Below are 14,633 nucleotides of genomic sequence, written 5' to 3'. Positions count from 1 at the left end.
ATCTTGAAAAAACGCACCAATACTCTCCCCGAAGTCAACTTCTCCGACGAAGGCCCGCTTCGTCACCTCCATCTGGGCACGGAGTGGATTCAGGGCTCCATGCTCATCGACGCGCCCACCGTGCTGTTTCATGAGTACATCCAGCGCATGATGGCCTGGCTGCTGTTTGTGGAGCCGGACTCCGTGCCGAAGCGTCAGGCCATGCAGCTCGGATTGGGGGCCGGTTCGCTCACCAAGTTTTGCCACAAAGAGCTGCGCATGAAGACGGTTGCCATCGAGCTCAATCCCCAGGTGCTGGCGGCGTGCCGTGGCTGGTTCAAGCTGCCGGCAGACAATGCCCGCATGCAGGTGATATTGAACGACGCGGCACTTGAAATCCAGGATGCCAGGTGGTGGGGCACGGTGGATGCGCTGCAGGTTGATCTGTACGACCATGAGGCCGCAGCGCCCGTGCTTGACAGCTTCCCCTTTTATTCGAACTGTCGACGCCTGCTGACCGCGGATGGTTGCATGACCGTCAATCTGTTTGGCCGGGCGTCCAGCTTTGCGCGCAGTGTCGAAAAGATTTCGGCCGCTTTCGGGGCTGATGCGGTGTGGGCCTTCAAACCCACACGCGAAGGCAACACGGTGGTGCTGGCCCAGCGCACGCCCAGCCGGCCCAAGCGCGAAGTGCTTGAGGCCCGTGCCGCGATCATTCAGGCGCAATGGGGCCTGCCTGCCGCCAAATGGGCGCGGGTCTTCAAGCCGATGCTGAAATGAAGAATTCCGCTGTGCCAGGCAACGCCAAGCCGTCGACTGGAGCTCCTTATAGCGGGCCGCTGGACTGGCGCCGACTGGTGGAGTGGCTACACAGCGACGGCGTCATCAACACGGAGGAAGCGCAACGCATCACCGCACGCTGCGCCCAGGCCGAAAGTGTGCAGCACCCCCTGGTGCGACTGGCCAGTGTGTCAGTGCGACGCGCCAGTGATGACAAGCCGCTGGACATCGAGTTGCTGACGCAGTGGGTGGCAACGCGTGCCGGGCTGGACTACTTGCGGATTGACCCGCTGAAGGTGGAGGTCGGCAAGGTGGCCGACACCATGAGCGCGGCCTACGCCGAGCGCCACAAGATTTTGCCGGTGCAGGTGACGGCGACCGAAGTCATCGTGGCCACCGCCGAGCCCTTCATTGCCGACTGGGTCGCCGAGGTGGAGCGGCAGTCGCGCCGGCGTGTGCGCCGGGTCGTCGCCAGCCCCCAGGAGATCCACCGCTACACGGCCGAGTTTTTTGCGCTCGCCAAGTCAGTGAAAGCGGCCAACAAGGCGGGCGGCAACAGTGGCGGCGCCAGCTTTGAGCAGCTGGTGGAACTGGGCAAGACCAACAAGCAGCTCGATGCCAATGACCAGGGTGTCGTGCAGGTGGTGGACTGGCTCTGGCAGTACGCGTTTGACCAGCGTGCCAGCGACATCCACCTGGAGCCGCGCCGCGAGCAGGGCGTGATCCGCTTTCGCATCGACGGTGTGCTGCACCCGGTCTACCAGATGCCCATGGGCGTGCTCAATGCCATGACGGCGCGCATCAAGCTGCTGGGGCGCATGGACGTGGTGGAAAAACGCCGGCCGCAGGATGGCCGCATCAAGACGCGCAACCCGCGCGGCGATGAAATCGAGATGCGCATTTCCACTCTGCCCACAGCCTTTGGCGAGAAGATGGTCATGCGCATCTTCGACCCCGACAACGCTGTCAAGGACCTCGATGCGCTGGGCTTTGCCGCGCACGATGCGCAACGTTGGGAGACCCTGGTCAAACGCCCCTACGGCATTATTCTGGTGACCGGGCCGACCGGGTCCGGCAAGACCACCACGCTGTACTCCACGCTCAAGCGCGTGGCAACAGAAGAGGTGAACGTCAGCACGGTGGAAGACCCGATTGAAATGATCGAGCCCTCGTTCAACCAGACCCAGGTGCAGCCGCAGCTTGATTTCGGATTCCCTGAAGGATTGCGCGCCCTCATGCGGCAAGACCCGGACATCATCATGGTGGGCGAGATCCGCGACCAGCAGACGGCCGAGATGGCCGTGCAGGCGGCGCTGACCGGCCATCTGGTGTTCTCCACCCTGCACACCAACGATGCACCCTCGGCCGTGACGCGCTTGATGGAGCTCGGCATTCCGTCCTACCTGATCAACGCCACCCTGCTCGGGGTGCTGGCGCAGCGGCTGGTGCGCACCTTGTGCAAACAATGCAAGGTGCCCGACCCCGCAGCCACGCGGGAGGCGCTGGCGGAGGTCGTCAAGCCGTGGCAGATCAGTGGCGGCTACAAACCCTTCAAAGCAGTGGGGTGTGTTGATTGCCGCATGACCGGTTTCATGGGCCGCATGGGTCTGTATGAGCTGCTGGTCGTGACGGAAGCCTTCAAGGACAAGATCAACCGGGAACCCAACACGGATGCGCTGCGACGCCAGGCTGTGAGCGACGGCATGCGCCCCTTGCGGCTGGCTGGCGCCTTGCGGGTAGCGGAAGGGCTGACGGTGGTGGAGGAAATCCTGTCGTCGACGCCACCGTTGACATAGGTGAAATCCACATGCCAGTGGCATGGATTTCCCGGGCAAAATGAGCGGTTCGAATTATTCGAGGAGCTTATTCATGAATATCAAGAGTCAAAAAGACTTTTTCTCCGGACTCATGTTCATGGGTGTCGGCGTGGCCTTTGCCTGGGGTGCCGCTACTTACAACGTCGGCACTGGCGCGCGCATGGGGCCCGGTTACTTTCCGATGATGCTGGGCGTCTTGCTGGCGATCCTTGGGGTCGTTATCACGTTCAAGGCCCTGGTGGTCGAAACCGAAGACGGGGACAAGATTGGCACCTGGGCCTGGAAACCCCTGTTCTTCATCATTGGGGCCAACCTGGTGTTCGGCCTGATGATCGGCGGGCTTCCCAGCCTGAAGATTCCGGCCATGGGGCTGATCGCCGGCATTTATGCCCTGACCTTCATCGCCAGCCTGGCCGGTGAAGAATTCAAACTCAAGGAAGTCGTGATTCTGGCCACCGTGCTGGCGATCATCAGTTACCTGGCCTTCATCGTGCTGCTCAAGTTGCAGTTTCCGGTGTGGCCGACGTTTATTACAGGTTAAGGAATAACAATGGATCTGTTTACCAACCTGTCGCTGGGTTTCAGCGTGGCCTTCACGCCGATCAACCTGATGTATGCGTTTGTCGGGTGTCTGCTGGGCACGCTGATCGGCGTGCTGCCCGGCATTGGCCCGCTGGCCACCATTGCCATGCTGTTGCCGGCCACCTACGCCTTGCCACCGGTGTCGGCGTTGATCATGCTGGCAGGCATTTATTACGGTGCGCAGTACGGTGGTTCGACGACCGCCATTCTGGTCAACCTTCCCGGTGAATCATCGTCCGTGGTGACCGTGATCGATGGCTATCAGATGGCGCGTCAGGGACGAGCGGGTCCGGCGCTGGCGGCGGCGGGCATGGGTTCGTTCTTCGCCGGTTGTGTCGGTACGCTGGTGCTGGCGGCCTTTGCCGTGCCACTGACCGAAGTCGCCTTCCTGTTTGGCCCGGCCGAGTATTTTTCCTTGATGATCCTGGGTCTGATCGGCGCTGTGGTGCTGGCGTCGGGCTCGCTGCTCAAGGCCTTCGGCATGATTGTGCTGGGCCTGCTGCTGGGCATGGTGGGCACCGACGTGAATTCGGGTGTGGCCCGTTTCAGCTTTGACATTCCGGAATTGACGGATGGCATTGGCTTTATCGTGATCGCCATGGGGGTGTTCGGCTACGGTGAGATCATCAGCAACCTGGGCAAGCATGAGAGCGAGCGCGAGGTATTTACGGCCGATGTGAAAGGGCTGTTGCCGAACAAGCAGGATTTCAAGCGCATGGTGCCTGCCATTCTGCGCGGCACATCACTGGGTGCCGTCCTGGGTATCCTGCCCGGTGGCGGTGCCGTGATGGCTGCTTTTGCCGCCTACACGCTGGAGAAGAAAACCAAGCTGCAACCGGGCGAAGTGCCGTTTGGCAAGGGCAACATCCGTGGTGTGGCCGCGCCGGAAGCGGCCAATAATGCCGCCTCGCAGACCTCCTTCATTCCTCTGCTGACCCTGGGTATTCCGCCCAATGCGGTGATGGCCCTGATGGTGGGGGCCATGACCATCCACAACATCCAGCCCGGACCGCAGGTGATGACCAGCAATCCTGAACTGTTCTGGGGTCTGATCGCTTCAATGTGGATTGGCAATGCCATGCTGATCATCCTGAACCTGCCTTTGATCGGCATCTGGATCAGGCTGCTGAGCGTGCCGTATCGCTGGCTGTTCCCGGCCATTGTGCTGTTCTGTGCCATCGGCGTTTACTCCACGAACAACAACACCTGGGACATCTGGATGGTGGCGATGTTCGGTGTCATCGGCTATCTGTTCATCAAGCTCGGTGCCGAGCCCGCACCGCTGCTGCTGGGCTTCATCCTCGGGCCCATGATGGAGGAAAACCTGCGCCGGGCCTTGCTGCTGTCGCGAGGTGACTGGAGCGTCTTCGTCACGCGTGGCCTGTCGGCCAGCCTGTTGGCCGTGGCGGTCCTGCTGCTGGTGATCGTGCTGCTGCCCTCGATCAAGAAGAAACGCGAAGAGGCGTTTGTCGAAGACTGACCTCTTAAGGCGCAACGACAACGGCACCTTCGGGTGCCGTTTTTTATCGCGGTGGGTATCGCTGTAATTGCTGTGCGTCACAATGGCTAGCCAAGGAACAACCATGCAACTCAAGCACCATTTGAACCAGCACCCGCAACGCGCGGCCCTGCACAATGAAGTTCATGCCCGGCCACCGCAGGCGCTGGCCGCGCCACTGGCGATCTCGCACGTCGTCATGGCGTGTGACGCCGCACAGCGCAACGCCAGCCGGGTGCACGTGGCGACGCTGCTGCGCGACCACCATTTGCCGCTGCCGGACCCACAGTCCAGCCATTTCCGAATGGACCTGGGCGCATTCCACATCCGCTGGGAGTTGCACACGGAATTTGTGACCTGGACCTTCATGAGCGCCCTGTCCACAGAGCGGCTGGGGGAGCTTGAGCCCGCCCGGGCGCTGGACGCCGTGCCGCAAGACTGGTTCGCCGGACTGCCAGGCCAGTGCCTGTCGAGTCTGCACCTGTGGGTCGTGCCAGCCGATGCTTCGGGTGCCACGGCGCTGGTCAAGCACGTGCTGCTGGAGGACTCGCTGGTAGCGTCGAGTGTGGCCGGCGGCGTGGGGGAGGTCTACACGGATTTCACCATGCATGCCGATGGTTTTTCGCGCATGGTGCTGCTGGCCGGGAACATGTCGCCGCGCCGTCTGGGCCGGTTGGTACAACGTCTGCTGGAGATTGAGACCTACCGCATGGCCGCCTTGCTGGGCTTGCCGGCAGCGCGCGAGGCTTCAAGCATCCTGTCCAGTGCGGAGCGCGAACTGGCCGAACTGGCCAGTGCCATCCGCAGCGCCACCGCGGCCGATGAGCCGATGCTGCTGGACCGGCTCACCAAACTGGCGGGGCAGGTGGAGAGCCAGCATGCAGCCACCCATTCGCGGTTCTCGGCGAGCGTGGCCTATTTTGAGTTGGTGGACAAACGCATTACTGAAATTAACGAATCCGCTTTGCCAGGCATGCAGACCATCGGAGAATTCATGGATCGCCGCCTGACCCCCGCACGCAGCACCTGCGAGTGGGCCACCCGCCGGCAAGACGCGCTGTCGCAACGGGTCTCGCGCATCAGCAACCTGCTGCGCACGCGGGTGGAGATCGAGCAGCAGCAAAGCAGCCAGGCCCTGCTGGCCACGATGAACCAGAGGCAGGACCTTCAGCTCAAGCTGCAGTCCACGGTCGAGGGCCTGTCGGTGGCGGCCATCACTTACTACATCGTTGGCCTGGTCAGCTATCTGGCCAAGGGAGCGCATGCCCTGGGGTGGCCCTGGAGTGCGGAAAGCACGGCCGCTGCCACCATTCCCCTGGTCGCGCTCGGCGTCTGGGCGTCCCTGCGTCGATTGCATAACAGGGTTTTTAAAGGGTGACTGTCATGAAACTTCGATATCTGTTTCCTCTTCTTCTGCTCTGGCTCGCGGCGTCGGTGTCGGCCCAGACCTATCCGGCCAAGCCCATTCGTCTGCTGGTGCCTTTCCCGGCCGGTGGTGCGACCGACATTCTGGCGCGCGCCCTGTCGCAAAAACTGGGCGAAAAGATGGGCCAGCCCGTGGTGGTGGAAAACCGGCCCGGGGCCGGTGGCACCATCGGGGCCGACGCTGCGTCCAAAGCGGCGCCGGATGGCTACACGCTGCTGCTGGCGACCTCCAGCACGCACAGCATCGGTCCGGCCATCAATCCGAAAATTCCCTACAACGCCGAGACCGACTTCACGCCCATCGCCTATGTGGCGACCTCGCCCAATATTGTGCTGGTGCCGAACTCTTCGCCGGCCAGAACCATGCGCGAGTTCATCGACTACGCGCGCAAGAACCCGGGGCGCCTGAATTACGCGTCCAGCGGCAACGGCACCATCGTGCATCTGTCGACCGAGTACTTCAAGGCCGCGTCGGACACCTTCATCCTGCACATCCCTTACCGCGGCACAGCGCTGGCCATGCCCGACCTGATCAGTGGCAAGGTCGATGTGCTGTTTGATTCGCTGGTCACAGGGATGCCGCATGTCAAGGATGGCAAGTTGCGCGGGCTGGCGGTAACCAGTCTCAAGCCGACCGCGCTGGCGCCGGGTATGCCCACAGTGGCCGAGGTGTTGCCCGGTTATGAATCCACCACCTGGTTTGGCCTGTACGGGCCCAAGGGCTTGCCCGCCGACATCACGGCCAAAGTCAATCAGGCTGTGAATGCGGCGCTGGGAGAGACGGATGTGAAAGAGCGTTTTGCCCGGCTCGGGGCTGAGCCCACCGGGGGTACGCCACAGGCTTTTGCCAGCCTGGTGCGGGCCGACACAGCCAAGTGGAAAAAAATCATCATCGACCGCAAGATCACAGCGGATTAAAAGCAGACGACCCATCACCCGGATACCCATCATGGACTTCAATTACCACAACCCCTACACCTCCACCCGCCTGCCGCTGTTTGCCCGCAATGTGGTGTCCACCTCGCACCCGTTGGCGGCGCAGGCCGGGCTGCGCATGTTGCTCAAGGGCGGCAATGCGGTCGATGCCGCCGTGGCGGCAGCAGCGGCGATGACGATTGTTGAGCCGGTCAGCAATGGTCTGGGTAGCGATGCATTCTGTATTTTGTGGGATGGCAAGGAGTTGCACGGTCTTAACGCCTCCGGCCGCGCGCCGCAGGCCTGGACGCAGGCTTACTTTGCCGCCAAGTACGGCGCCAACACCATGACACCGCCCAAACGCGGCATCGATTCGGCCACGGTGCCGGGTGCGGTCAGCGCCTGGGTGGCCTTGAGCGAGCGCTTTGGCAAGTTGCCGTTTGCCGAGCTGATGGCGCCCGCCATCGAGATGGCAGAACGCGGCTACCTGGTGCCGCCGGTGGTGCAACAAAAATGGGCAGCGCCGGTGGAAGAGCTCAAGGCGATGCCCGGTTTTGCCCAGGCCTTTCTGCCACGCGGACGCGCCCCAAACGTTGGTGAATTGTTTCAGTTTCCGGCTGCAGCCCGCGCCCTGCGTGCGATAGCTGCTACAAAAGGTGAAGCGTTCTACAGCGGGGAAATCGCCCAGGCGATTGAGCAGTTTTCGGCGCAGCAGGGTGGCAGCCTGACCTTGCGCGACCTCGCTGCCCATCGTCCCGAGTGGGTGACGCCGATCGCCAAAAACTACCGTGGCTACACGCTGCATGAGATTCCACCCAATGGCCAGGGCATTGCGGCCCTGATCGCGCTGGGCATTCTGGACCAGTTTGACCTGGGCGCCATGCCGGTCGATGGCGTCGATTCGCAGCATCTGCAGATTGAGGCCATGAAGCTGGCCTTCGCCGATGTGTACCGCTTTGTGGCAGAGCCGTCCAGCATGGAAGTGACGGTGGAGCAGATGCTGGATCCGGCCTATCTGGCCTCGCGCGCCAAACTGATCGGCATGCGCCGGGCGCAGAATTTCAAGGCTGGCAACCCGGTCAAGGGCGGCACCATTTACCTCACCGCAGCCGACGAGTCCGGCATGATGGTCAGTTTCATCCAGAGCAATTACATGGGCTTTGGTTCGGGCTGTGTGGAACCTACCTTTGGCATCAGCCTGCAAAACCGCGGGCATTGCTTCAGTTTGAACCCGGACAGTCCGAATGTGGTGGCACCGGGCAAGCGACCGTTTCACACCATCATTCCGGCGTTCCTGACCCAGAACGGGCAGCCTGTGATGAGTTTCGGCGTGATGGGCGGCAATATGCAGCCGCAGGGCCATATGCAGACACTGGTGCGTATGCTGGACTATCGGCAGAGTCCGCAAGCGGCCTGCGACGCGCCGCGCTGGCGTTTCAATGCCGGGCTGGAGATCAATGTCGAGGCGTCGATGAACCCGGATACGGTGCAAGGCCTGAATGACCGCGGTCACCGCATGGAAGTCATCAACGACTCGTACCAGGACTTCGGGGCCGGCCAGTTCATCTGGCGCGCGGGTGACCCCGGCGTGCAAGGCTACGTCGCGGCCAGCGATGCGCGCCGTGATGGTCAGGCAGTCGGTTTTTGAAAACAGAGTCCCGCACAGAAAATACGGAAAAAGTGCCTGTAGGCCCCGTATCCAGAGCGCAGGTAGCTCCCAAAAGCATAGCGACCGGGTTGGTGCTGGCCACTGTCGGCGCCATTGCGTTCAGTGGCAAGGCCATCATCGTCAAGCTGGCGTACCGGCATGGCGTCGATGCCGTCACGCTGATCATGTACCGCATGCTGTTTGCGCTGCCCATTTTTGCGCTGATGGCCTGGTGGTCCAGCCGCGGCAAGCCGCCGCTGACACGCAGCGATTGGTTGGGCATTCTGGGCCTGGGTGTCACTGGGTACTACCTCGCCAGCTACCTTGACTTCGCCGGCCTGTCATTTATCAGCGCTTCGCTGGAGCGGCTCATTCTGTACCTCAACCCGACGCTGGTGTTGTTGCTGGGCCTGGTGCTCTACAAGCGCAAGATCCAGCGGACCCAGGCGGTGGGCATGCTGATCAGCTATGCCGGCGTGATGCTGGTGTTTGGCCACGAGATCAAGCTCGAAGGCGGTGACGTGGCTTTGGGCGCCTTGCTGGTGTTTCTCAGCGCGGTCAGCTATGCCGTGTACCTGACCTTCAGCGGTGAGCTGGTGCAGCGTCTGGGTTCCCTGCGTCTGGTCGGCCTGGCGACCACGGTGGCCTGCCTGTTGTGCATCGCGCAGTTTGTGCTGCTGCGCCCCTGGAGTGCCGCGATGGTGGCGCCGGAGGTGATCTGGCTCTCGGTGCTGAATGCGACCTTGTGCACGGCGGTACCGGTGTTGCTGGTGATGATGGCGATCGAGCGCATCGGCGCCAGCCTGGCCGCCCAGACCGGCATGGTCGGGCCGATGTCGACCATTCTGATGGGTGTCGTGATCCTGGGCGAGCCCTTCACGGCCTGGGTGGCGGCGGGCACGGTGCTGGTGATCGCGGGGATTTTTGTGTTTACCCGCAGCGGACGATCGGGGTCACGTTGATCGTGCGCGGCCACCGGCAAGGTTTCAATTTCAGATGGAAAAAATGATGCGCAATGTGTTTGAGTTTGGCGAACAAGTCGACGGTTTTGCGGTGCGGGTGCTCAACGAGCGCGCGGTGCGGGCCGGCGCCGGCCTGCTGTTCATTCCGGCCTTTATCGCGTTCATGCATGCATGGCTGCTGGGCAACTTCCAGCCGACCCGGGTATTCGTGGTCGCCTTTTTGATTGACTTCACCATTCGCATTTTCATCAACCCGCGCTATGCCCCCAGCCTGATCGTGGGGCAATGGATTGTGCGCAAACAACAAGCCGAATACGTCGGTGCGCCGCAAAAGCGCTTTGCCTGGGCGATCGGCTTGGTGCTGGCGCTCGCCATGCTGTACCTGATGGTGCTCAACAACGTGATCGGCCCCATCAACCTGATCGTTTGCGCCACCTGCTTGACTCTGTTGTTTTTTGAAGCCGCGTTTGGCATCTGCATCGGCTGCAAGGTCTACAACCTGTTCAGCAAGGAAGCGGCCCAGTTCTGTCCCGGCGGGGTGTGCGAGGTCGCTCCCGCCAAGTCCTCGGGCGTGACGCTGGTGCAGTTGGCTGTCGTGGCGCTGTTCTTTGTGCTGGTGGGCGGTATCGCTCAATCGGTCTACCGAACGGGTTCGCACAACGTGCCTCCAGTGCCACAGGCCGGTATCTCGACTCCCGCCACCCCCATCGACCCGGCCGAGGCCGAGCGCTGCAAGGTGCCTGAATTCGCCAAGGCCATCGGCCACGAAGAAAAGTGGAAGCTCCATAACAATTGCAGGTAAACCGCAATGGTCGGGCCTCGATTTCACCACTATCATCGCAAGAGACTGTTGCAACTGATGGAGTGATTGACATGGATTTGGGTATCGCGGGTAAATGGGCTTTGGTGTGTGGCGCCAGCAAGGGCTTGGGATTTGGCTGCGCGCAGGCGCTGATGCGCGAAGGGGTGAACGTGCTGATCGTGGCCCGTGGCGCCGAGGTGCTGCAGGCGGCTGCTGCGAAATTGATAGCTGACAGCGCCCGCCCCACGGGGGCTACGGTGCAATTTGTTGCCGAAGACATCACGACACACGAGGGTCGTCAGGCGGTGTTCGCGGCCAGGCGCGACTTTGACATTGTGGTGACGAACGCCGGTGGCCCGCCAACGGGTGATTTTCGCGATTGGGACCGGGATACCTGGATCAAGGCGGTGGACGGCAATATGCTCACCCCCATTGAGTTGATCAAGGCCACGGTGGACGGCATGGCCGCGCGCGGGTTCGGGCGCATCATCAACATCACGTCCAGCGCGGTGAAGGCGCCGATCGACATCCTGGGCTTGTCCAACGGCGCCCGCAGTGGCCTCACCGGCTTTGTGGCGGGTGTTTCGCGCAGCAAACTCGCGGCCAGTGGCGTCACCATGAACAACCTGCTGCCGGGCGCGTTCGACACCGACCGGCTCAAGGGCACGATGCAGGGTGCCGCGCAGAAGACGGGCCAGCCGATGGACGTCATCATGGACGCTCGACGCAAAACCATTCCCGCACAGCGCTTTGGCAATGTGGAGGAGTTTGGTGCCATCTGCGCATTCCTGTGCAGTCAGCACGCTGGCTACATCAACGGCCAGAACGTGCTGGCCGACGGTGGCGCCTACCCCGGCACGTTCTGATTCGCCCCCGCCATGCCGCCAGGTTCTGGTGGTAAATTCCTGCGGCATTGTTTTCACTTTCATCAACTGGAGTTTCATATGGTCAGGTCACCTTTGCAGCGCATCTCTCGTGCGCTTCGCGTCACACTCGCGCTGGGCGCTTTCATGCTGGGGGGGCTGGCGCAGGCGCAGACTGGCACGATTCGTCTGATGGTCGGGTTTCCGCCCGGCGGCGGCACTGACGCCATTGCCCGCACCCTGGCTGACAAGTTGAAAGACCAGCTGGGTACCCCCGTGATCGTCGAGAACCGCGCAGGTGCGGGCGGCCAGATTGCCGCGCAGGCGCTCAAGGCGGCGCCGGCCGACGGCACGACCTTCTTCCTGTCGCACGACCATACTATTTCCATCCTGCCCCTCGTCGTGAAAAATCCTGGTTTCGACCCGGCGCACGATTTTGTGGCCGTTGCCGGATTTGCGACCTTCGTCAACGCGCTGGCCGTGTCAGGTGGCACGCCGGCCAAGTCCATGAATGAGTATGTGGCCTGGGTGCGCAGCCAGGGCGCGGGCAAAGGCACGGTGGGCGTTCCCGCACCGGCCTCGGTGCCCGAGTTTCTGGTCAAGTTGATCGGCCAGAAGTACAACCTGGACCTGCAATCGGCGCCATATCGGGGCAGCGCGCCCATGATCGGGGACATGCTGGGCAACCAGATCGGCGCGGGTGTTGCATCCATTCCGGACTTCATCGAGAACCACAAGGCAGGCAAGGTGCGCATCGTCGCCGTGCTGGGTGGCGCGCGCCAGCCCGCCCTGCCGGATGTGCCGACCTTCGCGGAACTGGGACTGGCGGGCTTCGAGGATGTCCCGTACTACGGCATCTTTGCGCCCACCGGCACGCCCAAGGCCGTCATTGACCGTTTCTCCGAGGCGGTGGCCAAGGTCATCGCAATGCCCGACGTGCGCGACCGCCTGACCGCCATGGGCCTGACAGTGGGCTATATGCCACCGCAACAACTGGCAAGCCGCGAACGCGCTTACACCCAGACCTGGGCGCGCATTATCAAGGCCAGCGGCTTTCAGGCCCAGTAATTCCATTTCTACTTCAACGCGATATGTCGTTGCACCGCCTTGCCGCACTGAAGTGCTGTCTGAGGCGGTGCGCCTAATCCCGCATTGAATTGGCAATGGAATAAGGTCTACCTCGGGCTGTGTCGCATGGCCGGCCGCCGCGCAACACACGCAACGGCAAGCGTGGGGGCCGAATTTTTCGCCGGGCCGCCCCAAGGAAAATTAGCCCCCTCGGGGGGCAGCGCAGCACACGCAGTGGCAAGCGTGGGGGTCATGCACTAGCGGCGCGACGACACCATGATGCCGCCCACGATCAGGGCAAAGGCCAGCACGTGATACAGCCGGGGTATCTCACCCAGGAATGCGCTGGAGAGCACGGCGGTGAAGAGCGGCGTCAGGTTGGAGAAAAACCCTGCCGCTGCCGGGCCGGCCCGCGCCACGCCGGCGCCCCAGGCGCGGTAGGCCATCAGCCCGGGGCCCACCGAGATGAATGCCAGCGCAGCGGCCAGCGGCCAACCCCAATGGATGCGTGCGTCGGTCAAGGCCCATTCGCCTCCCGCAAACAGCCCGGCCCAGGCCAGGCCAAATGCCATCTGTGCCAGCAGAAAAGCCGACCAGTCCGAGCGGATGCCGGCGGGCTCCGTGGTCGGGTGCGCCAGCATCCAGCTGTAGTACGCCCAGGCTGCCGATGCCATCAGCACGTACAGGTCGCCAGGCACCAGACGCACCTGCAGCAGCAGTTCAAGTTGACCCCGGCACAGCACCAGCATCACGCCCGCGATCGACAGCGCGGCCCCCAGCAACTGACGCCGGGAGATGCCAACGCCAAAAAAAACACGGCCGATCAACAACATCCAAACCGGTGTGCTGGAACCCACCAGTGTGACGTTGATGGGCGTGGAAGTGTTGAGGGCCAGGTAGAGCAAAGCGTTGTAGCCGCCGACGCTGAGCAGGCCCAGCAGCAGGAAACGCCGCCAGCTTGGCCAGAGGTCACTGGTGGGGCGCAGCACGTTCCCGGCCAGCGGCAGCAGCAAGGCAAACGCCAGCACCCATCGCAGAAAGTTCAGGGTCATGGGCGACACCAGATCGCTGACCAGTCTGCCGACCACGGCGTTGCCAGCCCACAGCAGGGGTGGCACGGTCAGCAAGAGGGCAGCGGTAGGGGTCAGTTTGGGATGCATGGTCAGGACTGTAGCAAGTCGGACTCCTCGTTCTGATGACCCGGTGACGACGTGCGGCATCATTTCATGGCAACATGCTGCACCCTTTAAATTTCAGGACACCCGCCATGACTTCCATCGCTTCCCGCGCCATTCGCATTGATCAAAATGGCGGCCCCGAACAGCTCAAGCTTGTCACTGTCACGGTGGGTGACCCCGGACCGGGTGAAATCCGCATCCGTCACCATGCGGTCGGTCTGAACTTCATTGACGTGTACCAGCGCAGTGGCCTTTACGCCTTGCCGATGCCGCTGCAGCTGGGCATGGAAGCCGCCGGCGTGGTGGAGGCGGTCGGCGAGGGCGTGACCCACCTGAAAGTGGGCGACCGTGCGGCCTACGCCAGCCAGCCCCCGGGCAGCTACTGTGAGCTGCGGGTCATGCCCGCCAAGTGCGTGTGCAAGCTTCCGGATGCCATTTCATTCGAGACCGGTGCGGCCATGATGCTCAAGGGCCTGACAGCGCAATACCTGCTCAAGCGCACGCAGCCGCAGGGCGGCTTGCAGGCTGGCGACTTCGTTCTCTTCCATGCCGCCGCGGGTGGCGTCGGCCTGATTGCCTGCCAGTGGGCGCGCGCGATGGGTCTGCAGCTGATTGGCACCGCAGGGTCGGATGCCAAATGCGCGCTGGCCAAGGAGCACGGCGCCGCTTTCGTCATCAACTATTCGACCGAAGACTTCCTGGCCCGTGTGAAAGAGATCACCGGTGGCAAAGGTGTGAAAGTGGTGTACGACTCGGTGGGCAAAGACACCTGGGACAAGTCGCTGGACTGCCTCGCGCCGTTTGGCCTGATGGCGAGCTTTGGCAACGCCTCGGGACCAGTCGCACCGTTTGCCCCCGGCATTCTGGGCGCAAAAGGCTCCATCTACGTGACGCGCCAGACCCTGTTTACGCACATCGCTACGCGTGAGAGCACACAGGCCATGGCGGATGATTTGTTTGAGGCGGTCACCAGTGGAAAGGTCACCATTCGGATCGACCAGCGCTACCCGTTGGCGGAAGTACAGCAGGCGCATCGCGACCTCGAAGCACGCAAGACCACGGGCTGCACGATCCTGACACTTTGAGTTGTAGCCCTCCTGGAACAAGCCTTGACTG

13 protein-coding genes are annotated in these 14,633 nt (G+C 62.4%); 12 read left to right on the top strand and 1 reads right to left on the bottom strand.

Features of this window, described 5'->3' with window-relative positions:
• Window positions 1-3 precede the first annotated feature (3 nt).
• The 11 genes from Q7T10_RS06945 to Q7T10_RS06895 all read left to right on the top strand — a co-directional run bounded on the left by Q7T10_RS06945 (window position 4) and on the right by Q7T10_RS06895 (window position 12,339).
• Window positions 4-759 carry a spermidine synthase gene (locus Q7T10_RS06945; RefSeq protein ID WP_370653739.1) on the top strand — a complete coding sequence of 252 codons (756 nt, stop codon included), beginning with the start codon at window positions 4-6 and terminating at the stop codon, window positions 757-759.
• Window positions 756-2,555, top strand: coding sequence for a GspE/PulE family protein (locus tag Q7T10_RS06940; protein ID WP_304747116.1), 1,800 nt, complete (start codon window positions 756-758; stop codon window positions 2,553-2,555). Before Q7T10_RS06945 ends, Q7T10_RS06940 begins: the two co-directional genes overlap by 4 nt.
• 73 nt (window positions 2,556-2,628) lie before the next feature.
• The gene (locus Q7T10_RS06935) at window positions 2,629-3,117 is read left to right on the top strand and encodes a tripartite tricarboxylate transporter TctB family protein (RefSeq protein ID WP_304747114.1); all 489 of its coding nucleotides are present in this window, start codon (window positions 2,629-2,631) and stop codon (window positions 3,115-3,117) included.
• Window positions 3,118-3,126: 9 nt separating this feature from the next.
• Window positions 3,127-4,638, top strand: coding sequence for a tripartite tricarboxylate transporter permease (locus Q7T10_RS06930; RefSeq protein WP_304747113.1), 1,512 nt, complete (start codon window positions 3,127-3,129; stop codon window positions 4,636-4,638).
• Between the two features lie 103 nt (window positions 4,639-4,741).
• Window positions 4,742-6,034: a DUF3422 family protein gene (locus Q7T10_RS06925; RefSeq protein WP_304747112.1), complete on the top strand. Its 1,293-nt coding sequence runs from the start codon at window positions 4,742-4,744 to the stop codon at window positions 6,032-6,034.
• Between the two features lie 5 nt (window positions 6,035-6,039).
• Complete coding sequence (locus Q7T10_RS06920; RefSeq protein WP_304747111.1) at window positions 6,040-6,999, top strand: tripartite tricarboxylate transporter substrate binding protein; 960 nt, start codon at window positions 6,040-6,042, stop codon at window positions 6,997-6,999.
• A gap of 31 nt (window positions 7,000-7,030) precedes the next feature.
• Window positions 7,031-8,644, top strand: a complete 1,614-nt coding sequence (locus Q7T10_RS06915) for a gamma-glutamyltransferase family protein (RefSeq protein WP_304747110.1) — start codon at window positions 7,031-7,033, stop codon at window positions 8,642-8,644.
• Between the two features lie 32 nt (window positions 8,645-8,676).
• Window positions 8,677-9,606: a DMT family transporter gene (locus Q7T10_RS06910; RefSeq protein WP_304747109.1), complete on the top strand. Its 930-nt coding sequence runs from the start codon at window positions 8,677-8,679 to the stop codon at window positions 9,604-9,606.
• A gap of 34 nt (window positions 9,607-9,640) precedes the next feature.
• A complete protein-coding gene (locus tag Q7T10_RS06905; protein WP_304747108.1) occupies window positions 9,641-10,408 on the top strand; it encodes a DUF4395 domain-containing protein in 768 nt (255 codons plus the stop codon).
• Window positions 10,409-10,479: 71 nt separating this feature from the next.
• Entirely contained in the window at window positions 10,480-11,274 is a 795-nt protein-coding gene (locus tag Q7T10_RS06900) for an SDR family oxidoreductase (protein ID WP_304747107.1), read from the top strand.
• A gap of 144 nt (window positions 11,275-11,418) precedes the next feature.
• Entirely contained in the window at window positions 11,419-12,339 is a 921-nt protein-coding gene (locus Q7T10_RS06895) for a Bug family tripartite tricarboxylate transporter substrate binding protein (protein ID WP_370653741.1), read from the top strand.
• A gap of 257 nt (window positions 12,340-12,596) precedes the next feature.
• Here the strand turns inward: Q7T10_RS06895 and Q7T10_RS06890 are convergent, their stop codons facing one another.
• The gene (locus Q7T10_RS06890; RefSeq protein WP_304747105.1) at window positions 12,597-13,499 is read right to left on the bottom strand and encodes a DMT family transporter; all 903 of its coding nucleotides are present in this window, start codon (window positions 13,497-13,499) and stop codon (window positions 12,597-12,599) included.
• A 107-nt stretch (window positions 13,500-13,606) separates the two neighbouring features.
• Between Q7T10_RS06890 and Q7T10_RS06885 the strand changes: the two genes are divergently transcribed.
• A complete protein-coding gene (locus Q7T10_RS06885) occupies window positions 13,607-14,602 on the top strand; it encodes a quinone oxidoreductase (protein WP_304747104.1) in 996 nt (331 codons plus the stop codon).
• Window positions 14,603-14,633: the final 31 nt, after the last annotated feature.

This window comes from Rhodoferax sp., assembly GCF_030646845.1.
GTDB lineage: Bacteria > Pseudomonadota > Gammaproteobacteria > Burkholderiales > Burkholderiaceae_C > Rhodoferax.
The sequence above is the reverse complement of the archived record's forward strand: the minus strand, read 5'-3'. Positions and strand labels throughout refer to the sequence as shown.

What these genes read in the sequence shown, in the direction of transcription:
- Q7T10_RS06940 (WP_304747116.1), top strand. Translation starts at nt 756, where the DNA reads ATGAAGAATTCCGCTGTGCCAGGCAACGCCAAGCCGTCGACTGGAGCT.
- Q7T10_RS06935 (WP_304747114.1), top strand. Translation starts at nt 2,629, where the DNA reads ATGAATATCAAGAGTCAAAAAGACTTTTTCTCCGGACTCATGTTCATG.
- Q7T10_RS06930 (WP_304747113.1), top strand. Translation starts at nt 3,127, where the DNA reads ATGGATCTGTTTACCAACCTGTCGCTGGGTTTCAGCGTGGCCTTCACG.
- Q7T10_RS06925 (WP_304747112.1), top strand. Translation starts at nt 4,742, where the DNA reads ATGCAACTCAAGCACCATTTGAACCAGCACCCGCAACGCGCGGCCCTG.
- Q7T10_RS06920 (WP_304747111.1), top strand. Translation starts at nt 6,040, where the DNA reads ATGAAACTTCGATATCTGTTTCCTCTTCTTCTGCTCTGGCTCGCGGCG.
- Q7T10_RS06915 (WP_304747110.1), top strand. Translation starts at nt 7,031, where the DNA reads ATGGACTTCAATTACCACAACCCCTACACCTCCACCCGCCTGCCGCTG.
- Q7T10_RS06905 (WP_304747108.1), top strand. Translation starts at nt 9,641, where the DNA reads ATGGAAAAAATGATGCGCAATGTGTTTGAGTTTGGCGAACAAGTCGAC.
- Q7T10_RS06900 (WP_304747107.1), top strand. Translation starts at nt 10,480, where the DNA reads ATGGATTTGGGTATCGCGGGTAAATGGGCTTTGGTGTGTGGCGCCAGC.
- Q7T10_RS06895 (WP_370653741.1), top strand. Translation starts at nt 11,419, where the DNA reads ATGCTGGGGGGGCTGGCGCAGGCGCAGACTGGCACGATTCGTCTGATG.
- Q7T10_RS06890 (WP_304747105.1), bottom strand. Translation starts at nt 13,499, where the DNA reads ATGCATCCCAAACTGACCCCTACCGCTGCCCTCTTGCTGACCGTGCCA.
- Q7T10_RS06885 (WP_304747104.1), top strand. Translation starts at nt 13,607, where the DNA reads ATGACTTCCATCGCTTCCCGCGCCATTCGCATTGATCAAAATGGCGGC.